This window comes from Nereida ignava, from assembly GCF_001049735.1.
Classification (GTDB): Bacteria; Pseudomonadota; Alphaproteobacteria; order Rhodobacterales; family Rhodobacteraceae; genus Nereida; species Nereida ignava.
Genome location: NZ_CVPC01000003.1, coordinates 312,336 through 331,413 on the forward strand (window position 1 = coordinate 312,336; position 19,078 = coordinate 331,413).

19 protein-coding genes and 1 tRNA gene are annotated in these 19,078 nt (G+C 52.3%); 15 read left to right on the top strand and 5 right to left on the bottom strand.

Going from position 1 to position 19,078, the window contains the following annotated elements:
* Positions 1 to 32: 32 nt before the first annotated feature.
* Complete coding sequence (locus NIG5292_RS03755; protein ID WP_048598133.1) at positions 33 to 761, bottom strand: FadR/GntR family transcriptional regulator; 729 nt, start codon at positions 759 to 761, stop codon at positions 33 to 35.
* 106 nt (positions 762 to 867) lie between these two features.
* On the opposite strand from NIG5292_RS03755, the gene NIG5292_RS03760 reads away from it, so the two are divergent.
* The 14 genes from NIG5292_RS03760 (at position 868) to NIG5292_RS03825 (ending at position 15,766) form a co-directional block, all read left to right on the top strand.
* Positions 868 to 1,605 carry a DUF2182 domain-containing protein gene (locus tag NIG5292_RS03760; protein ID WP_048598134.1) on the top strand — a complete coding sequence of 246 codons (738 nt, stop codon included), beginning with the start codon at positions 868 to 870 and terminating at the stop codon, positions 1,603 to 1,605.
* Positions 1,606 to 1,668: 63 nt separating this feature from the next.
* Positions 1,669 to 2,385, top strand: coding sequence for a DUF1326 domain-containing protein (locus tag NIG5292_RS03765; protein ID WP_048598136.1), 717 nt, complete (start codon positions 1,669 to 1,671; stop codon positions 2,383 to 2,385).
* A gap of 53 nt (positions 2,386 to 2,438) precedes the next feature.
* The gene (locus NIG5292_RS03770; RefSeq protein ID WP_048598146.1) at positions 2,439 to 3,539 is read left to right on the top strand and encodes a dimethylsulfoniopropionate demethylase; all 1,101 of its coding nucleotides are present in this window, start codon (positions 2,439 to 2,441) and stop codon (positions 3,537 to 3,539) included.
* A gap of 65 nt (positions 3,540 to 3,604) precedes the next feature.
* Entirely contained in the window at positions 3,605 to 4,591 is a 987-nt protein-coding gene (gene acuI / locus NIG5292_RS03775; protein ID WP_048598198.1) for an acryloyl-CoA reductase, read from the top strand.
* Between the two features lie 313 nt (positions 4,592 to 4,904).
* Positions 4,905 to 6,581 (top strand): BCCT family transporter, encoded by a 1,677-nt coding sequence (locus NIG5292_RS03780; RefSeq protein WP_082136614.1) that lies wholly within the window; start codon positions 4,905 to 4,907, stop codon positions 6,579 to 6,581.
* A 106-nt stretch (positions 6,582 to 6,687) separates the two neighbouring features.
* Positions 6,688 to 7,914, top strand: a complete 1,227-nt coding sequence (locus tag NIG5292_RS03785) for an aminotransferase class V-fold PLP-dependent enzyme (RefSeq protein WP_048598147.1) — start codon at positions 6,688 to 6,690, stop codon at positions 7,912 to 7,914.
* A 39-nt stretch (positions 7,915 to 7,953) separates the two neighbouring features.
* Positions 7,954 to 9,375 (top strand): cryptochrome/photolyase family protein, encoded by a 1,422-nt coding sequence (locus tag NIG5292_RS03790; protein WP_280522175.1) that lies wholly within the window; start codon positions 7,954 to 7,956, stop codon positions 9,373 to 9,375.
* Positions 9,376 to 9,518: 143 nt separating this feature from the next.
* Positions 9,519 to 10,727 (top strand): SAM-dependent methyltransferase, encoded by a 1,209-nt coding sequence (locus NIG5292_RS03795; protein WP_048598148.1) that lies wholly within the window; start codon positions 9,519 to 9,521, stop codon positions 10,725 to 10,727.
* Positions 10,728 to 10,786: 59 nt separating this feature from the next.
* The gene (locus NIG5292_RS03800) at positions 10,787 to 11,242 is read left to right on the top strand and encodes a TrgA family protein (protein ID WP_048598149.1); all 456 of its coding nucleotides are present in this window, start codon (positions 10,787 to 10,789) and stop codon (positions 11,240 to 11,242) included.
* Positions 11,242 to 12,384, top strand: a complete 1,143-nt coding sequence (locus NIG5292_RS03805; RefSeq protein WP_048598150.1) for an NUDIX domain-containing protein — start codon at positions 11,242 to 11,244, stop codon at positions 12,382 to 12,384. The genes NIG5292_RS03800 and NIG5292_RS03805 overlap by 1 nt, the downstream gene beginning before the upstream one ends.
* A 112-nt stretch (positions 12,385 to 12,496) precedes the next feature.
* On the top strand, positions 12,497 to 13,534 hold the full coding sequence (locus NIG5292_RS03810; protein ID WP_048598151.1) for a cysteine synthase A: 1,038 nt from the start codon (positions 12,497 to 12,499) through the stop codon (positions 13,532 to 13,534).
* Positions 13,535 to 13,571: 37 nt separating this feature from the next.
* Positions 13,572 to 14,291: an alanyl-tRNA editing protein gene (locus NIG5292_RS03815; RefSeq protein ID WP_048598152.1), complete on the top strand. Its 720-nt coding sequence runs from the start codon at positions 13,572 to 13,574 to the stop codon at positions 14,289 to 14,291.
* Positions 14,292 to 14,405: 114 nt separating this feature from the next.
* Positions 14,406 to 14,495, top strand: a tRNA-Ser gene (locus NIG5292_RS03820).
* A gap of 101 nt (positions 14,496 to 14,596) precedes the next feature.
* A complete protein-coding gene (locus NIG5292_RS03825; RefSeq protein WP_233488156.1) occupies positions 14,597 to 15,766 on the top strand; it encodes a DUF6538 domain-containing protein in 1,170 nt (389 codons plus the stop codon).
* Between the two features lie 56 nt (positions 15,767 to 15,822).
* On the opposite strand, the gene NIG5292_RS03830 is transcribed toward NIG5292_RS03825, so the two are convergent.
* The 4 genes from NIG5292_RS03830 to NIG5292_RS03845 form a co-directional block, all read right to left on the bottom strand.
* Positions 15,823 to 16,149, bottom strand: a complete 327-nt coding sequence (locus NIG5292_RS03830) for a nuclear transport factor 2 family protein (protein ID WP_048598153.1) — start codon at positions 16,147 to 16,149, stop codon at positions 15,823 to 15,825.
* A 59-nt stretch (positions 16,150 to 16,208) separates the two neighbouring features.
* A complete protein-coding gene (locus NIG5292_RS03835) occupies positions 16,209 to 16,673 on the bottom strand; it encodes an MAPEG family protein (RefSeq protein ID WP_048598154.1) in 465 nt (154 codons plus the stop codon).
* 111 nt (positions 16,674 to 16,784) lie between these two features.
* Positions 16,785 to 17,195, bottom strand: a complete 411-nt coding sequence (locus tag NIG5292_RS03840) for a hypothetical protein (RefSeq protein ID WP_048598155.1) — start codon at positions 17,193 to 17,195, stop codon at positions 16,785 to 16,787.
* 81 nt (positions 17,196 to 17,276) lie between these two features.
* Positions 17,277 to 17,600 (bottom strand): hypothetical protein, encoded by a 324-nt coding sequence (locus NIG5292_RS03845; RefSeq protein WP_048598156.1) that lies wholly within the window; start codon positions 17,598 to 17,600, stop codon positions 17,277 to 17,279.
* Between the two features lie 89 nt (positions 17,601 to 17,689).
* On the opposite strand from NIG5292_RS03845, the gene NIG5292_RS03850 reads away from it, so the two are divergent.
* The gene (locus NIG5292_RS03850; RefSeq protein ID WP_048598157.1) at positions 17,690 to 18,271 is read left to right on the top strand and encodes a TetR/AcrR family transcriptional regulator; all 582 of its coding nucleotides are present in this window, start codon (positions 17,690 to 17,692) and stop codon (positions 18,269 to 18,271) included.
* The last annotated feature ends 807 nt before the right edge of the window (positions 18,272 to 19,078 follow it).

A 19,078-nucleotide genomic window follows, 5' to 3' on the forward strand; every position in this document is an offset into this window, starting at 1 on the left:
CCTACATGGAAAGTGGCGCGCCGTGCAAGTGATTAGCGTCCTGCGCGGGCAGTAAATACTGTATCTGCCATGGCGTTGGTTTCGCTGGCCAGAGTTTGCAGCACACGGTCTGCTTCCACGGCGTTTTCTTGCTCAATGGCGTTCGCTAAATCAGTGTGTAGGCGAATGATTTTATCACGGTCGCGCGCGGTGAAAGTGATCATATTCATCAAGGGCTGCATGGCCTCTACGGCGCCGGCCAGTTGATACGACAAAACCGGATTATGGGCTGCATCCACGAGCGCACGGTGAAACGCCACGTCCGAGGCGCAAAAAGCCTCGTCAGAAAGTCCGATTTGTCCTTGGCGGTGAATTTCAGCCCGCATTGTCGCAAGGTGATCGGGCGTCCTGCGTTTGGCGCTAAGCGGCGCGCAGGCGCGCTCAAGCGTAAAACGCGCTTCGCAGGCCGTGGCAAAATCAACTTCGTTCATCGACAGCAACAGCGTGGATGTTGTGATCTGCTGTGCATAGGCATCCGCATAGTTCAGCCGTTTGACAAAAGCGCCGCCTGTGGCGCCCCGCTGCGTGCGGATCAGTGATTGCGCCGCAAGCCGCTTGAGGGCTTCGCGCACTGTTGATCGTGACACATCGAACTGCTCGCAAAGCTCAATTTCCGAAGGTAATCGCTCATCAACGGGCAAAGTGCCGTCGATAATGGCATCGCGGATCGCAGCGGCAATTTGCGCCGACAGATCAGCAGAGGGATCAAGCTTTGTTTTCATATGTCTGACAATTATCTATTGCGTAATTTCAAAAGTCTGACATTTAATTTTGCACAGGTCGAGTCGCTTCGACATAAGTGAAAGACAAATACGAAAGATCCGCGTCATGGTCGCAATCCGCAGCATTCTTTGGCTCTCGTTTTTTGGCGTTATTTTGGCGTCATGGGCGTTTTTGTACATGATGGCGATGATGTCTGGTGTTGACCTTATTGGCCGCCCCGTTGGGATGAACATGATGCCGATGGAGACGTTCGGCCCGCTTTTTGCGATGTGGGCAATCATGATGGCGGCGATGATGTTGCCCACGATGGTGCCAACTTTGCGCGCCTATGAAGACCTGATGCAAAGCGCAAACGGCACACGCGCAGGCTGGCTTGGGGTGCTTTTAGGATATGCGATCGTTTGGGTGGCGTTCGCGGCACTGATTACGGCCGCACAATTGTGGCTGGCATCTGCCGGACTGGTCGACGAATTGGGCATTGCGCCTACATGGCTTTCCGCAGGGCTGTTGGTAGTCGTCGGGGCTTTCCAGTTCACCCGCGTCAAAGAGGTTTGCCACGGGGTCTGCCACGCGCCGACGATGTATTTCTTAGGCCACTGGCGCACTGGTGCGCTTGGCGGTCTGCGCATGGGGCTTGGTCTTGGGGCGTTTTGTGTCGGGTGTTGTTGGGGCTTCATGGCGCTTGGCTTTGTGGGGGGCGTGATGAGCCTTTTGTGGATGGGGGCGGCAACGCTCTCTATGGTGATTGAAAAATTGCCACAGCTGGGCGCATTCGTGACGCGCCCGATGGGATATGCGCTGATCGCAGCAGGCCTTGGGCTTGGCGTCAGCAACGTAATGTAGCGCGCATCTTTGCGCAGATGATTTGACCGCGCGATTTGCGCACAAGCGAGGAGGGCTACGTCGATGGCCACGACAGAACAACGGACCGAAAGTGATCGCATCGCGATTTCCCAACGGATCGACCAGAAGATGGAAAATAACCCTCTGCGCCGCAAAATGCGTCCGACGGATTGGGCCATTAAGGGCGAGCTTTTCCTCAACTGCTCATGCACGGTATTTTGCCCCTGCGTCGTGAGCCTTGGCGCGCACCCCCCCACCGAAGGGCACTGCCACGCTTGGATGGCTATTGCCATTGATGAGGGTCACTTTGAGGGTGAAGATCTGGCAGGGCTTAACGTAGGCTTGTTGGTCGATATCCCGGGTCGTATGGGCGAGGGGAATTGGAAAGTTGCAGCCTACGTTGATGAGCGCGCAAGCCAGAAGGCCTATAACGGCATCCTCAAGATTTTCAGTGGTCAAGCGGGCGGTACTACCGGTTTGTTCACGTTCCTTGTCTCTGAGATCATCGGTGCAGAGCGTGAGAAAGTTGAAATCGTTCGTGATGGCACAAAACGTGGTCTGTATATCGGGCGCAAAATTGCAGGCGAGATCGAGATGATCGACGGCGCCTCACCGGATGAGCCCGTCACGATTACCAACTCCAAATACTGGATGGGTCCAAACATCATCGCCGCCAAGGGCCTAAAGTCCAAAGTGCGCGACTATGGCCGCGTTTGGGATTTTGGCGGCATGTCCGCTGAGATTTGCGCAATTGACTGGGCCGGTCCAAAACCAAAATAGGGCCGGAATTTACGACATTATAGCTTCGATAAGCCAAGGATAAGGAACACGATATGGCTTTGATTACTGCTTCGCGTCGGCTTCGCCGCACGCCGTTCTCTGATGGTGTGGAGGCGGCAGGTGTAAGTGCCTACACAACTTATAATCACATGCTTTTGCCAACTGTGTTTCGCAGTGTGGTCGAAGACTATCACCACCTTAAATCGGCTGTTCAGGTCTGGGACGTGTCCGCTGAACGTCAAGTCGAAGTGCGCGGCCCTGATGCAGGTCGCTTGCTGCAAATGCTGACGCCCCGGGATTTGCGCGGGATGCTGCCGGGCATGTGTTATTATGTCCCCATGGTTGATGAGACCGGCGGGATGCTGAACGATCCGGTCGCGGTTAAATTGGCCGAGGACCGCTATTGGATTTCTATTGCGGACAGTGACTTGCTGTTTTGGGTCAAAGGCATTGCGTATGGCTACCGCCTTGATGTGATGGTCGATGAACCCGACGTAAGCCCCTTGGCCATTCAAGGTCCCAAGTCTGATGATTTGATGGAAAGGGTCTTTGGTGAGGCCGTCCGCAACGTGAAGTTTTTCCGCTATGGCGTGTTTGAGTTTCAGGGGCGCTCGCTTGTGATTGCGCGCTCTGGCTATTCAAAGCAGGGCGGTTTTGAGATTTATGTGGAAGGCAGTGACATCGGAATGCCGCTTTGGAACGCGCTTATGGAGGCGGGCAAAGACCTTGATGTGCGCGCAGGTTGTCCCAACGGGATTGAGCGGGTCGAAGGTGGTTTGCTGTCCTATGGCAACGACATGACCCGCGATAACACCCCCCACGAAACAGGACTTGGTCGTTTTTGTTCGACCCAAACGGCGATTGGGTGTGTGGGCCGTGACGCATTGCTGCGCGTCTCCAAAGAGGGGCCAGTGAAACAAATCCGCCCTCTTGAGATTGAGGGGGCAGTGCCGCCCTGTGATCGTGCGTGGCCCTTGATGGCGGGCGATAAAGTTGTGGGGCAGATCACATCCGCAGCCAACAGCCCCGATTTTGGCACAGGCGTCGCTATCGGCATGGTGCGTATGACCCATTGGGATGCAGGCACTAAGCTGACGGCCCAAACACCCGATGGTCCGCGGGCCGTCACGGTGGCTGAAAAATTCTGGATTTAATGTATGTCGCGGCGCTTCAGCGTGCCGCGACTTTGAAAAGACTGAAAAGATGTAGGGAGATGAACATGTTTAAAGCTCTGGTGGTCAACAAAGACGACGAAGGCAAAACACACGCAGCCGTTGAGGAGCTGAGCCTTGATCAGCTTCCGGCTGGTGATGTGGTTGTGGCCGTAGAATACTCGACAGTGAACTACAAAGACGGTCTGTGCATCGGACCGGGCGGTGGTCTTGTGCGCAACTACCCCCATGTGCCGGGAATTGATTTCGCGGGCACCGTCGAAACGTCTGATGACCCGCGTTATGCTGCAGGGGATAAAGTTGTTCTGACAGGCTGGCGCGTTGGTGAGGCCCATTGGGGCGGCTACGGGCAAAAAGCGCGCGTCAAAGCGGACTGGTTGGTGCCACTTCCCAAAGGTCTCGACGCACGTCAGGCTATGGCGGTGGGTACGGCAGGCTTTACAGCGATGCTGGCCGTTATGGCGCTTGAAGATCACGGCATCAAAGACGGGCCGGTTCTGGTCACTGGTGCGGCTGGTGGCGTTGGGTCTGTGGCTACGGCCATTCTAGCAAACCTTGGTCATCAAGTTGCGGCTGTGACGGGGCGGCCCGAAACTGGCGCGTATCTTGAAAGTCTTGGGGCATCTCAGATTGTAGCCCGTGAGGAGTTGAACGAGACCACAAAACGCCCCCTTGAGGCGGAAACATGGGGTGGCTGTGTGGATGCGGTCGGTGGCGAAATGCTGGCCCGCGTGCTTGGCCAGATGAAATACGGCGCATCGGTTTCGGCTGTTGGTCTTGCCGGTGGTGCGGGTTTGCCGGCAACCGTTATTCCGTTTTTGCTGCGCGGCGTGAACCTGCTGGGGATCGACAGTGTGATGCAGCCCTTTGAGGCACGTCAGCGCGCTTGGCAGCGTATCGCCACCGATCTGCCGCTTGCAAAACTGGAGGATATGATTGTTCCAGCGACGCTTGCCGATCTGCCGTCCCTTGGACGTGACATTTTGAAGGGCCAAGTCAAAGGACGTGTCGTGGTGGATGTTGCCGGAAGCTAAGAAGCTTCAACGTATGTACAGCGAAGAGGGCGCCCACTGGGTGCCCTTTTTGGTTGGGCATAGACCACTCTTCACTCAGGGCTCCGAACAGTTTTGTGCGCGTAAATGAACGGTATCTTCTAAATTGTCGCAGCTTTTGCAGTTACGCACTAAAATGTGGACATTATTTGGTGAAAGGTCTCGAGCTTTCGGCTCTACCCCATTGTATTCAAATACATAAACTGAAACCACGCAGCATATTGAATGTTTTATTTGTGCCACCAAGTGGCTCTGCTACGCTTTGTCGCATAAATAATAAAAACCGGGGAAGACAATGTCTATTCAAGAACCATTAACAGAGTTACCGATTAAGACCGCAGACACAGGTTTTTATCGTGGTTTCAGTCTCAATGTGACTGTAATCAGCAAAATAATTATCAGCATTTTGGTTGTGTGGTGTATCGTATGGCCCACTGACGCAGGCCGCATTCTAGGCGAGTGGAACAGTGTCATTCTGGCGAATTTCGCCGCTTGGTACATCTGGTCCGTCGGCTTTTTCATTATCGTATGTCTGGGCTTGGCGATCTGGCCGACCGCAGGGCGCCTCAACCTTGGACAGCCCGGGGAAAAGCCGGAATTCTCAAATTTTTCATGGTTTTCTATGATGTTTGGGGCTGGGATTGGCGTGGGGATGCTAACTTGGGCCGTCGCAGAGCCTGTTGCGCATTTTGGCAATAACCCAGAGGTCATTCAGGGCATCACAAATGGGGGTGCGGCGGATAACGTACGCATGGCCTACAAGTGGTCGTTTCTGCATTGGGGGCTAAGCGCGTGGGCCTGCTACGCGGTAGCTGGCCTGTCGCTTGCGTTCTTTAGCTATCGTCGTGGGTTGCCGCTTACCATTCGCTCATCGTTGACACCTTTGTTTGGTACAGCGCTGTCTGGTCGCTTGGGGCATTTGATTGATATTGTGGCTGTTGTGGCGACGATACTTGGTGTTGCGCAAACGCTGGGTTTTGGCGTGGAGCAATTTGTTGCGGGCCTCACACGGATCGGAATTAGCGGTCTGATGGCTGAGGACGGTGGTGCAACGGGTATGGGCATTGTCGTGGCTTTGGTTGTCATCATGGGCGCGTCTACGCTGTCGGCACTGTCGGGGGTTGGGAAGGGCATCAAGTGGCTGTCCAACATCAACATGGTGCTGTCGATCATCTTGCTAGGCTTTTTCATCATTTTCGGGGCGACCTTCTTTGGTGCGCAGGCAATGGTGCTGGGTGTGTTTGACTACCTGATCGCCTTGCCGGAGATGAGCTTCAACGTGTTCCGTTCGGACGGTGTTGAAGGGTCAGAAGATTTCTTGTTGTCGCAGTGGCAGGGCTGGTGGCCGGTGTTCTACTGGGCTTGGTGGATCGCATTTGCGCCCTTCGTTGGGATGTTTCTTGCGCGCATCAGTCGTGGTCGGTCTATCCGAGAGTTTGTACTTGGTGCGATGATCGTGCCTGCATTGATGTGCTTTGTCTGGTTTTCATGGGCGGGCGGCACGGCCATTGATCTTGAGTTGAATGGCGGTGCGAATGGCGTGATCTTTGGTGCAGCAAACGGTGACAAGATCTTTGCGATGACCGAATTCATGCTTGCGCCGATTGCACAAGCATTGGCGTGGGGCATGGCGTTGTTGATTGTTGTGTTGCTGATGACGTTCTTGGTAACCTCTGCTGACTCGGCGGTGTTAATTGTGAACACAATCAATGCGGCCGGTGACGAAGGCCCAAAAGCACGTCCGCACATTATGTTTTGGGGTGCGGCACTGGCGCTGGTGGTTGGCGGTTTGCTTATCTCAGGGGGTACATCTGCGATCCAAACAGCGATGGTGATCGGCGCGCTACCATTCTCGGTGGTGATGGTGTTGATGTGCATCGCGCTGATCAAGGCGATCTATAATGACGGTCGTCGTGAGGCTGCTGGTGTTGCCACAACGACAGCTGAAATGAGCTCAACACCGGCTGAGTAATTGTCCTGCAAGAGCCATGTTTACGCCCTGTCGTTATTGACGATGGGGCGTTTTCATTTGACGGTATTCACTTGCATGCCGCCTTTTATTATGCAAGTTTCTGCATATGATAATGGACCTTGATTTTGTGCGTGCGCAGTTCCCTGCGTTTGCCGAGCCTGCCTTGCGCGGGCGAGGGTTTTTCGAGAATGCGGGCGGTAGTTATACGTGCAGGCATTCGGCGTGGCGGTTGAACCGTTTTTACCGCGAGCGCAAAGTCCAACCTTATGGTCAATACCCCGCCTCTGAACTTGCCGGCGCCGAAATGGATGAGGCACGCGAACGGCTTGCACGTCTGCTTGGCGTGCAAACTGATGAGGTAAGCTTCGGTCCGTCGACCACCCAAAATACCTATGTGCTGGCCCAAGCTTTCGGATCGTGGCTTACCGAGAAGCAAGCAATCATCGTCACGGACGCAGATCATGAGGCCAACAGTGGCGTCTGGCGGCGATTGGCTGACCGCGGCATCGAGGTGCGCGAATGGAAAATGCGCCCTGAGACGGGCATGCTTGAGACCGATGATCTTGAAGAGCTGATTGATGAGCGGGTCAAGCTTTTGTGCTTTCCTCACGCCTCTAACGTTGTGGGCGCGCCGCATGATGTGTCGGCCATTTGTGAAATAGCGCGTGAGAACGAGATATTTACTTGTGTGGACGGGGTCAGTTTTGCACCCCACGGCTTGCCAAACATCAAAAAGATGGGCGCTGATATCTATCTGTTTTCGGCCTATAAAACATACGGTCCGCACCAGGGCATCATGGTGATAAATCGTAACCTTGGGATGGCGCTGCCGGGGCAGGGTCATGGCTTCAACAACCATGTCCTTTACAAGCGGTTTACGCCAGCGGGTCCAGACCATGCGCAAGTCGCGGCCTGCGCGGGGATCGTGGATTATTTCGACACGGTTTATGAACATCATTTCAAAGCGGGGCGTGACGCGACAGGACGGGCGGAGTCAGTTGCAGCCTTGATCCACGAGACAGAGCAAACAGCGCTTCGCCCCTTGATGGCCTATCTTGAGGGACGTGCCGATTTGCGGGTCCTTGGGCCGATTGACGCGCAAAAGCGGCTGCCCACTGTTTCGGTTGTTGTTGACGGTCAAAGCGGCGCAGACGTGGCGCGGCGTTTGTCGGATAAACGCATCATGGCCGGTGGCGGGACGTTTTATGCCGACCGTGCACTTGAGGCACTCGGCGTTGATCTGGCCCAAGGGGTCCTTAGGCTGAGTTTTGTGCATTACACATCCCCCTCCGAGGTTGATTTGCTGATCCAAGCCCTAGATCAAATGCTGTGAAAGCGGCCTTGCCGCGCGAGTTGACGGCAGGGGGCTATTTTGAGCGAGCAGACACCAATCATCATGTGGTTCCGGCGTGATTTGCGCCTTTCAGATCACCCGGCACTGACGGCTGCGTGTAAAACAGGGCGGCCGGTTGTGGCCCTGTTTATTCACGATCAAATTGTTGAAACTCTTGGTGCGGCGCCGAAGTGGCGTCTGGAACAATCGCTTGGCGCGTTGCAGGCGTCCCTTGAAAAGATCGGTGCGCGTTTGATTTTGCGCCGTGGGAACGCCCTTGAGGTTCTCAAAAGCGTGATCGCTGAAACCGGCGCGGGCTCTGTCTACTGGTCGCGGCTCTATGATCCTGATGCGAAAGAACGTGATACGGATGTCAAATCTGCGCTCAAAGAACAGGGCATCGATGCGCGCAGTTTCGCAGGGCACGTGATGTTTGAGCCATGGACTGTTGAGACGAAGACTGGTGGGTTTTATAAAGTATACACCCCGATGTGGAAAATGGTGCGCGATCGCGACGTGCCTGCGCCCCTGAGTGCGCCAACCAAGCTGGCGTCGCTATCCCAAGATGTTGCGTCCGATGCGCTGTCTGACTGGGGGCTTGGGCGTGCTATGCACCGTGGTGGGGCGATCGTTGCACAGTATGCTCGTGTGGGTGAAGATGCCGCCCGCGCGCGTCTTGATAGCTTTATCGAGACACGCGTTCAGGGCTATGATACCAACCGTGACCTTCCTTGGAAAGACGGCACAAGTGGTTTGTCTGAAAACCTTTCTTTGGGTGAGATCAGCCCGACGACATGCTGGCACGCGGGTCAAGCCGCACTGCATCAGGGAAAAGCAGGCGCAGAAACATTCCTCAAAGAGCTGGTTTGGCGCGAATTTGCGTATCATTTGGTGCACCACACCCCACAGATTGTCTCGCAAAATTGGAAACCGGACTGGGATGCATTTCCGTGGAATACAGACGAGACCGCTGAAAAAGTGCGGGCTTGGAAACAGGGCCGTACGGGCATTCAATTCGTAGATGCCGCGATGCGTGAGATGTATGTGACGGGAAAAATGCATAACCGTGGTCGTATGATTGTGGCCAGCTACCTGACCAAGCACCTGCAGTGCCATTGGAAGATTGGCCAAAAATGGTTCGAGGAATGTCTGACGGATTGGGATCCTGCATCAAACGCTATGGGTTGGCAGTGGTCATCGGGGTCGGGACCGGATGCGACGCCGTATTTTCGTGTGTTCAACCCCGTGACGCAGCTCGATAAGTTCGATAAAAACCGCGACTACGTCAGTGCGTGGATCGCCGAAGGGCGTGCGAACCCCGCAAAGACTGCGCTCCAGTATTTTGACGCGATCCCACAAAGCTGGGGTCTGGCCCCTAACGCGCGTTATCCTGAACCGATTGTGACGGCTGAAGCAGGGCGTAAAGCAGCACTTGGGGCGTATGAAAACCGTGGTTTTTGATGATCGGGCTGAAAAACACGTCATTGAAGAAGTTACCCAGCGTTAATGCACTTGGCTTTGTAAATGATTGCAATAGGTTACACTTCCAATCCCGGCGCCTGTCAGGCAAAGTGGACACAACCGATATCAGCTAGGAAGCACGTATGATCCTGACCACGACACAAGGGCAAGCAAATCTGCCCCGTTATTTTACCCAAGTGTTTTCTATGGCTCAAAGCATGTCTCGCGGACAGCTTGATATGATTTTGCCAGACGGCCGTCATTTTCGCGCAAGCGGTACGGCGGCGGGTTTTGTGGCGACAGTTCATATTCACAACAACGATTTGTTTGGCCGGCTGATCCGTGAAGGCGATCTTGGATTTTGTGATGCGTATCTCGACGAGTGGTGGTCCACGCCCGATCTGCAGGCCTTCATGGATTTGGTGCATGACGGTAACGAGGAAATGTACGACGGGTTTGCGGGGCAGGCGCTTGTTCGGATGTACGAAAAACTGCGGTTTTGGTTGCAATCAAACTCCAAAGGCCAAGCGCGTAAAAACATCAGCTATCATTATGATTTAGGCAATGATTTTTACGGGTTATGGCTTGACGATACGATGACGTATTCATCGGCTTTGTTCAAAACAGGGCAAGAGAGCACGGAAAAAGCGCAAGAACAGAAGTATGCCCAGTTGATTGATGAGATGGGCGTCAGTGCCGGTGATCATGTGCTTGAGATTGGCTCTGGTTGGGGTGGTTTTGCCGAATACGCCGCCAAAGAACGCGGCCTAAAGGTAACGGCGCTTACGATCAGTCAGGAACAGTTTAACTATGCTCAAGAACGCATTGAAAAAGCAGGTCTTTCCGATCTTGTGACGTTTAAGCTGCAAGACTACCGTGATGAGCAAGGCACGTATGATGGCATCGCCAGTATTGAGATGTTCGAAGCGGTGGGTGAAAAATATTGGCCTGTTTATTTTGAGACGCTGCACAAGTGCCTGAAGCCCGGTAAACAAGCGACGCTTCAGATCATTACCGTCGCGGACGAGCGGTGGAGCGTTTATAAACGTGGCCCAGATTTTATTCAGAAATATATCTTTCCCGGTGGCATGTTGCCCGCGCCGCGTATTCTTAAATCACACGTTGCCCAAGCGGGGTTGACCGTGGCCAAGTCAATTGAATTTGGTGAGAGCTATTCGATTACATTGCGCCGCTGGTACGAGGATTTCAACGCCCGTTGGGCAGAAGCGGCGGCCATGGGTTTTGATGAGCGGTTCCGCCGGATGTGGAACTTTTACCTGACCTCTTGCGCGTCGACATTTGATAGCCGAAACTGTGACGTAACGCAGATCACTGTGGGCAAACCTGTTTAAGGTTTTGGATCACGGCAGGTTGCAGCGTGCCGTAACTCGTGCAGTAAGGAGTGTTCGTGATGCCAACAGCCGGTCGTCTTGTTGCAGCGGCGGTGTTGGCCGCGATGGGGTGGTGTGCATCGTTTCTGATCGCACCGCTGATGGTGGAAGATCCCCCGTTTGAATGGTTTGCAAAGATCAACGCAGCAGCAGGGTTTGTGGTTGGCTGGATGGTGATCGGTCCTCGGGTCAAGCCCGCTGCAAAAGGCATCGTTGTTCACGGTCTGACTGGCGCATTTGCATGGGTCTTTTGGGCATTGTTGGCGCACTCAACGATCAAAATGCTCGAGCTATCTTTGCGCAAGCAATACGATCAAGCGATGGAAGCGGTCATTGCTGTTTTTGAAATCGCCTTTGAAGACCTGCAGGTTATGGCGAGTGGTAGCGTGATTTTTGTTGTGCTTGGCGGAGGTGTTTTGGCGGCTTATCTGGGCGCAAAAGCGGCGCAGGCTTTTGACAAACCGGGCTTGCCGTAATGCCTGGTGAAGTAGACAATGAAGAAGATATGCCAACTCCGAACGGGTCTTTGATTGTCTACGGCACGCTGCGTGACGCCGCATTACGCGAAGTAATCCTAGGGCAGACTGATCATTTGCGCCTTAGCGACGTGATGCTTGAGGGCTATCGGGTCAGCCAAGTTAAAGGCGAAAGTTTTCCAATCATTGAAGCTGCAAAAGGCCAATCGGCGAAAGCGCTACGCATTGATGGCCTTAGCCAGAATGACCGAGCGCGTTTGGATTTTTACGAAAGCGGTTTTGCCTATGATATGGTGCAAATTGATGGGGCGGACATCTACATGCCTCCGCGTGGTCAATGGCAGGCAGAGGGGGCGTGGTCCCTAAGTCAGTGGCAGCACGACTTTGGCGAAGTTAGCCGAACCGCTGCTGCAGAAGTGATGAGTTATTTTGGCCAGCTGAGTGGTGCGGACGTGGCCGCGCGGTTTGGCATGATCCGCGCACGGGCTGCGTCAAGATTGCGGGCCGAAGCGGGGAGCGGGCCTGTAGATGGCCGCCTGTCGCGCGATGATGTTTCACTTTTCGGGCACCGCACGCCGTATTTTAATTTCTTCGCGATGGACGAGATGGATTTGTCGTTCAAGCGTTTCGATGGGTCAAGCAGCCCTGTTGTGACTCGTGCGGCGTTCAAAAGTGCTGATGCTGCGATTGTGCTGCCCTACGATCCGGTGCGCGATAGGGTCGTTTTGGTTGAGCAATTTCGCGTCGGTCCGTATCTGCGCGGTGCGTCTGATTGCTGGTCTATGGAGCCAATTGCGGGGCTTATCGATGCGTTTGAGGCACCCCAAGATGCGGCACACCGCGAGGCTATGGAAGAAGCGGGGCTAAAGTTCAGCGCGCTTCATACTGTTGCTGAGGCCTACCCAAGCCCCGGTTCATCGACCGAGTTTTTCTATCTTTACGTGGGAACAGCTGATTTGCCGGATGACATCACGGGCGTTGGCGGAGAAGTAGGTGAGGCTGAAGATATCGCCTCGCACCTTCTGAGTTTTGATGCGTTTATGAAGGTAGCTGACGGGGGTGGTTTGAAAAACGCACCGACTTTACTCTTGGCTTTGTGGCTGGCGCGGCACCGCGATGAGCTTCGGGCAGGGATTGCATAGGCACATTCCTAATCGCTTGCGCTTACGCGGTTCAAATCGCGCGCTAATTGGTTGAGATCGCGCCCGCGCTGGCCTACATCTGAGACAACACCAAAATAGAAGGGACCGCTCGATGCGCGTTGTAAAAGATCTCGCTGACGCAGTCGGCAACACCCCGTTGATCCGCCTCAAAGCAGCAAGCGCTGCCACGGGCTGTGATATTTACGGCAAAGCCGAGTTCCTGAACCCCGGTCAGTCGGTCAAAGATCGCGCGGCGCTTTACATTATTAAGGACGCCGTTGCCCGTGGTGATCTGAAACCGGGTGGCACAATCGTTGAGGGTACGGCGGGCAACACGGGCATCGGACTTGCCTTGATGGGCGCCTCAATGGGCTTCAAGACTGTCATCGTGATCCCAGAGACCCAAAGCCAAGAAAAGAAAGATATGCTTGAGCTGGCTGGAGCGACTTTGGTTCAGGTTCCTGCGGCCCCTTACAAAAACCCGAACAATTATGTGCGTTATTCAGAACGGCTGGCGAATGAACTGGCCAAGACAGAGCCAAATGGCGCCATTTGGGCGAACCAATTCGACAACGTTGCAAACCGCCAAGCCCATATCGAGACAACGGGCCCCGAAATTTGGGAACAAACCGGCGGCAAGGTTGATGGCTTTATCTGTGCGGTAGGCTCTGGTGGTACGATGGCCGGCGTTGGTATGGCGTTGCAAAGCAAGGGCGTAAAGATTGGCCTTGCGGATCCAGATGGTGCGGCACTTCACAGCTTTTACACCACTGGCGCGCTTGCATCTAGCGGGGGCAGCATCACCGAAGGGATCGGGCAGGGGCGCATCACGGCCAATCTTGATGGGTTCACACCCGATATGTCGTTCAACATCCCGGATGCAGAAGCAGTGCCGATCGTGTTTGATTTGCTCGCAAACGAAGGTTTGGTTCTTGGTGGCTCAAGCGGTGTTAACGTCGCTGGCGCGATGCGTATGGCTCGTGAAATGGGGCCGGGCCATACGATTGTGACGATCCTGTGTGATTACGGCACACGCTACCAATCCAAGCTCTTCAACCCAGCGTTTTTGCGTGAAAAAGGCCTGCCTGTACCAGAGTGGCTTGATCAAAAGGCAAGTGATATTCCCTCGGTCTTTGAAAGCGCTGAGTGAGCTTGAACGACATTTACCGCAAATCATTCGGTGAGACATGAATACAGAGCCTCTTTTTCTAACAGATGCCTATTTGCGTGATGCAACCGGCAAAGTTGTGAGCCACACGCCTGAGGGCGGCATTGTGGTAGATCAGACAAATTTTTACGCAACGGGCGGCGGCCAGCCCGGCGATAGTGGTCAAATCACATGGCAGGGCGGTGCAATGAAGATCGCGACCTGCATCAAAGGCGAGGGGGCCTTGATCCTCGTACCTGCTGAGCCGACTGCCCTACCTGCTGTTGGCACGCAAGTTACGCAAACATTGGACTGGGAGCGTCGCCACCGGATGATGCGTGTTCACACGCTTCTACACCTGCTGTCCGTAGTAATCCCGCTGCCTGTGACAGGGGGGGCAATTGCGGCAGATAAAGGACGGCTGGACTTTATGATGGAGACCCCGCCTGAGGATAAAGCAGCGATTGAAACAGAGTTGAACCGTTTGATCGAAGCCAACTTTGCTGTGACAGATGCGTGGATCACAGCTGCCGAATTGGACGCAAACCCCGATTTGGTGAAGACCATGTCAGTCAAACCGCCCACCGGTGCGGGAATTGTCCGCTTGGTTCGTATCGGTGATGAAACAACGCAAATTGATCTGCAACCTTGTGGTGGCACTCATATTGAACGCACCGGCGAGATTGGTGCGATCCGGCTGGGTAAGATCGAGAAAAAGGGCAAAATCAACCGCCGTGTCTATGTGCATTTAGCGGATTGAGGCGAGGGCATCAGAATAAACAGGCTGCTATGTTGGCCTGCGCGGCCGTATTTGTGAACAAACCCTAAGAAACCCCTTGATCCTCCCCACTGATTGCCGCTATTTGCCCCTCACGGACAGGTGGCCGAGTGGTCGAAGGCGCACGCCTGGAAAGTGTGTAGGCGGGAGACCGTCTCCAGGGTTCGAATCCCTGTCTGTCCGCCACCTACTGCCTCACTAGCAGTGGCATATCCCAGATAAGCATCAGTTATTACTCACTTATTTAGGCTCGGCACTTGTCATGCCGTACGTGAGTACTGACCAAATTGCTGACCAAAACCATCCCCCATACTTTCATTCGTAATGGTTACTATTACTTTTCTCGTCGTGTCCCGTCTGACCTTCGAGATCACTATTCTTACCATCGTATTGTCCAAGGGCTGCGCACGACGTCACCACAGAAAGCGAAGGTACAAGCCTCCATTATTTCTGCTAAGTTAGAAGCGTATTGGAGCCAGGTACGATTGGCTAAGTCTGACGTGATTGGCATGTCCTTAGTTAAGGATTCATTTAGTGGCAGCTTAAAACTAGATGCAAAGCAGCCACAGAGCGATTGTCCGTCCCTCCTAGCTGCCTTGGAGGTTTATCTTGAGCAGAAGGGTAAAGGTCGCCCTAAGACCTTCCGTGTGGCTGCTGAGCGATCCTGTAATTATCTGATTGGTCTATGTGGCAACAAACCCTTGTCAGATTATACACGCCAAGATGCGCTTCAATTCAGGGATTGGCTTGTTGCACGTGGACTTACAGGTTCCAGCATTACCCGTAACTTCTCTTATCTTAAGGCTGTCATTAACTTTGCCTTGTCAGAGTATGCACTGGATGTCCGAAACCCCTTCATCGGTGTCTATCATGACCGTAATGCAGGGGTGTTGGTTCGTAAGCCAATTCCGATAGATGATATTCGAAACATTCAATCAGAGTGTCGTGTAATCGACGACGACATGCGGTGGTTGATAGCTTTAATTTCAGACACTGGCATGAGACTGGCTGAAGGGGCAGGGCTGCTTAAGCAGGACTTCATAGGTTTGGATACTGATCTCCCCTATGTCTGTGTTACCAAGCAGCCTTGGCGTAATCTGAAGACTGCCAGTAGCGAACGTAAGATACCCTTGGTCGGCGAAGCGTTGTGGGCTGCTAAACGCATAATAGAGGCAGACAATGGATCAGATTTTGCTTTCCCAAGGTATAACAGGGGATCAGCTACAACAGCTAACTCAGCGAGTGCAGCACTTAATAAGTGGTTAAAACATTACGTTCCTGATGGATGCACTATGCACAGCTTCAGACACTCAATGCGAGACAGGCTGAGGGCAGTTCAGTGTCCATCAGATATTACCGACCAAATAGGTGGTTGGGCGACTGACGGTGTAGGGCAGGGGTATGGTTCAGGATATCCTATGAGTGTGCTGCAGGAGTGGTTAGTCAAAGCTATTTAGACATTTGCTCGATCTGCCTTGCTCCTTTAGATCACACCGGAACCTCCGATTTTTTGTTAGCCCTTATTCAAAGGCGTTGAGCCTGTCTCAATTCTCCGCATCAAGCCGTTTTCTTTTTGAATGTAGTAGAGAACAGCATCCTTGGTTCCATTTGGAAATGGTATCAAAAAGTGCATGATCAGTACGTCTTCATTTTCGTATAAGCAGCGCCGATTTTCAGGTTTTATTTTCTGCATCATTGGCCCAAGCCGTTCAATGTATTCCGCCTTAGAGACGACCGTGCCTGAAGAGTGCATGATCATCTCGAGATTTGGATGACAAAGGCTGCCCAATAAGTCGGCGTTTTGTGTGTCCCACGCTTCAGCATATTGTTCGTAGATCATTGTGTCTATTCTCCTGTATCTTGCCGGATGTTTGAACGGCTAACAGGCGAGTGCAGGGATCAGTTCAGCACAACGTTAAGGGTGTATAACGCCATCAGGACCACGATCACGGACCCGAGTGTATAGAAGGTTGCCCGCACTTCATGGCTACGTTGTGTGGCGTAAGCGATCGAGTGCAAAAGTCGCGCAACAACGAAACCATACAGCAGGATTTGAGCGAGTATTAAGCTTGGCTCAGCAAATACAAACAGTAACCCACTGATCCAAAACGCAGGGATATTCTCCAAATCATTACGGTGCATGCGACGTGAGCGTTCCACATAGTCGTTTGACTCAAGCTGCGAAACGTCTGGTGCTTTGTTGATCATACCTGGGCGCAAGTCTTCCGGGCTTGCCCAGCCTCCATTGACTTTGAGCATGCGGTAGACTGTCATCCACCCTTGACCCATTATCTTTAAGACCATGAGGGACGCTGCAACTGTATATACCAGAAATACAGGGTTCTGGAGGTTTAATAGGTCCATGTTTATTCTCTAATGTTTTGTTTTGGGGGACTATAATCGGAGCAAAAAAGGCAAAACGTCTCTAATCTAGCATATTGGTTCTAATTGATTGCCTTGGACGATATTTATGGGTCAGCCATAAATAATGTCGGACATCGTAGCCATAATATAGATGTGCAAAGCTAACATTACCGCACTTACAATTATGGGTTCGTTGGATGCATTGACACCCTCGATCTTGGACCATTCACTGTTGTTTGTCTGGATGGAAATGTACAAAAAAACTGCAGACCAAATTGTAGAAAACGCAAATAATTCCCAAGCTCCGGCTGGCGACGTAAGTAAAATTACTGCGTACATTATGCCTTGTGCGAGCGCGTATGCGCCCGTGACTTTTACCATCTGTTCGGCTGCGGGACCTATGCCCCACTGGGCGATTGCTTTGTCGGTTTGAACCAGACACCTGAACCCATAATAAAGCGCCATTAGTGTAGGGATTAGAATTGCAGTGAAATTTAATGCCCCGCCGGCTGCTTGAAACATGGCAACTTCCTATTCTGGTTTGATTTTACTTAGGTAAGGCGGATGGCCTTACATATCTAACATCCCTCAACCACCTATTTGCTACGCGCGGCTGTCGAAGAATAGCTCAGGCAGTGGAGGCGGTGGCGCATTCACATCTAACCCATGAACCTCAGCGGCAAATTCAGCAAATTCAGGCGGCATGGTAGACATAATTTGTGCCCAACTCGCAGTAGGATCGTCACCTTCCATGGTAATAATTAGGAAATCACCATTTGGTGTTTGCTGAAAGAATGATCGTTCATGAACACCTGCTTCCTCTCGCGACTTAGCGAAGTCAGGTGTTGAATTGACCTGCTCCATCATCGCTTTCCACTTGTCTAATTTGCCGGGTAAGATTGGCATACACATAGCTAGCATTGGCATTGTGCTCTCCTTGTTACGGTATCAAATGAATTGGTACTTATCACTTACCAATGGTAGGTTGATTTCAAATGCTTAATCAAGAAAATTCTATGGCTGAAATGAAAACGAATAAAAAAATACTGAATGCAGCACAGGACCTCCTTTCTAAGGGAGGCGCAAATGCAGTTTCTTTTGACAAAGTGGCCGCCGAATTGGGCATCACCAAACAGGCCGTGCTCTATTGGTTTCCATCCAAAAGCGCTCTGTTGGCGGCAATGTTTATTGATTGGCTTGATACAGAAGCTCAAGCGGCGGAAAAAGCGGTCAAATCGGCGAAAACGGCCAATGAAGCGATTAGCGCTTTTGTGACCGAGATTGTTTCCTTCCATGCCGAAAACTTTGACCGATTTCGAATGATGTACTTAGCGCCGCAAACGTTAAAGGTTGGCTCGCAAGTCAGTCGCAAAGAAGGAGCGATGGACGAAATCCATCAGGCTACCTCGAAATTGTATGGCTACTTGGCTGAAAAACTTGATGGCTCTGCCGCGGAGGCACGGCAGACTGCCTTTGTCATTCATACTTCAGTCTTGGGTTTGGTCATGATGCTGGCTCTCGCTGACAGTGTTTCGGACCCGTTAGCGCATTCCGAAAGCGAACTGGTGAACTCTCTTGTTGCCCGATTAATTACCTAAATTACTAGGGCAAGTGGAGCACTGATTTCATCAATAAGCTCGCAGGACTGTCCTTGAAGACTGGAAAACATCTATAGTTCATGAAGCCTAACAGCATCAGTCAGCAATTTGGTCAGTACTCACGTACGGCATGACAAGTGCCGAGCCTAAATAAGTGAGTAATAACTGATGCTTATCTGGGATATGCCACTGCTAGTGAGGCAGTAGGTGGCGGACAGACAGTGAGTTTGGCTCCTATCTCATCCACCAACAATCAGTTAATACCCTGTAATCATTGGATATAGCATACCTTAGTTCACTACAATAAGGCGCATATTGGTCAGTAATCTGGTCAGTAATTGGTTGAGATGCATTTGACTTAGTGTCCTTATCCTACGGGCTTCTAAGAAGTTTCATTTGAGAGGTGGAAATAGCGATCTTTGTTGATGTTAAATCAGGTCGTTGTAAGCAAGAATTATTTTAACAATAACTTCGGCTTTCATGTCGATCGCAAGCGTTTAATCCAGGGCTCAATACAGCATAAAAACTTGACAAAACAGTGACTTGATGCTATAATAGTGGTACACTCGATGAAACCAATACTGTCACTTTGCTGCTGACTAACGATATATACCCCAAGGTCTACTGAGGCTACATAACAGTCAGCTTAGCCTTATCAAATATAACAGATTAGCAGTTCTTAATCTTGATAAAGATTAAGAGTTAATACCAAAGGTGTTAACAACATAGTCTCCCATAGGTGTTTGAAAAGTCTACTATTGGTCAGCTTTTAGGCTACGCCAACAGCCTTGTATCTATCAGCAGATA

Bases quoted from the DNA above. Each gene is read 5' to 3' on its own strand.
- NIG5292_RS03830 (WP_048598153.1), bottom strand. From the start codon at position 16,149: ATGATCTACGAACAATATGCTGAAGCGTGGGACACACAAAACGCCGAC.
- NIG5292_RS03850 (WP_048598157.1), top strand. From the start codon at position 17,690: ATGGCTGAAATGAAAACGAATAAAAAAATACTGAATGCAGCACAGGAC.
- NIG5292_RS03805 (WP_048598150.1), top strand. From the start codon at position 11,242: ATGCCTGGTGAAGTAGACAATGAAGAAGATATGCCAACTCCGAACGGG.
- NIG5292_RS03815 (WP_048598152.1), top strand. From the start codon at position 13,572: ATGAATACAGAGCCTCTTTTTCTAACAGATGCCTATTTGCGTGATGCA.
- NIG5292_RS03785 (WP_048598147.1), top strand. From the start codon at position 6,688: ATGATAATGGACCTTGATTTTGTGCGTGCGCAGTTCCCTGCGTTTGCC.
- NIG5292_RS03845 (WP_048598156.1), bottom strand. From the start codon at position 17,600: ATGCCAATGCTAGCTATGTGTATGCCAATCTTACCCGGCAAATTAGAC.
- acuI (WP_048598198.1), top strand. From the start codon at position 3,605: ATGTTTAAAGCTCTGGTGGTCAACAAAGACGACGAAGGCAAAACACAC.
- NIG5292_RS03810 (WP_048598151.1), top strand. From the start codon at position 12,497: ATGCGCGTTGTAAAAGATCTCGCTGACGCAGTCGGCAACACCCCGTTG.
- NIG5292_RS03770 (WP_048598146.1), top strand. From the start codon at position 2,439: ATGGCTTTGATTACTGCTTCGCGTCGGCTTCGCCGCACGCCGTTCTCT.
- NIG5292_RS03765 (WP_048598136.1), top strand. From the start codon at position 1,669: ATGGCCACGACAGAACAACGGACCGAAAGTGATCGCATCGCGATTTCC.
- NIG5292_RS03780 (WP_082136614.1), top strand. From the start codon at position 4,905: ATGTCTATTCAAGAACCATTAACAGAGTTACCGATTAAGACCGCAGAC.
- NIG5292_RS03840 (WP_048598155.1), bottom strand. From the start codon at position 17,195: ATGTTTCAAGCAGCCGGCGGGGCATTAAATTTCACTGCAATTCTAATC.
- NIG5292_RS03795 (WP_048598148.1), top strand. From the start codon at position 9,519: ATGATCCTGACCACGACACAAGGGCAAGCAAATCTGCCCCGTTATTTT.
- NIG5292_RS03835 (WP_048598154.1), bottom strand. From the start codon at position 16,673: ATGGACCTATTAAACCTCCAGAACCCTGTATTTCTGGTATATACAGTT.
- NIG5292_RS03760 (WP_048598134.1), top strand. From the start codon at position 868: ATGGTCGCAATCCGCAGCATTCTTTGGCTCTCGTTTTTTGGCGTTATT.
- NIG5292_RS03755 (WP_048598133.1), bottom strand. From the start codon at position 761: ATGAAAACAAAGCTTGATCCCTCTGCTGATCTGTCGGCGCAAATTGCC.
- NIG5292_RS03800 (WP_048598149.1), top strand. From the start codon at position 10,787: ATGCCAACAGCCGGTCGTCTTGTTGCAGCGGCGGTGTTGGCCGCGATG.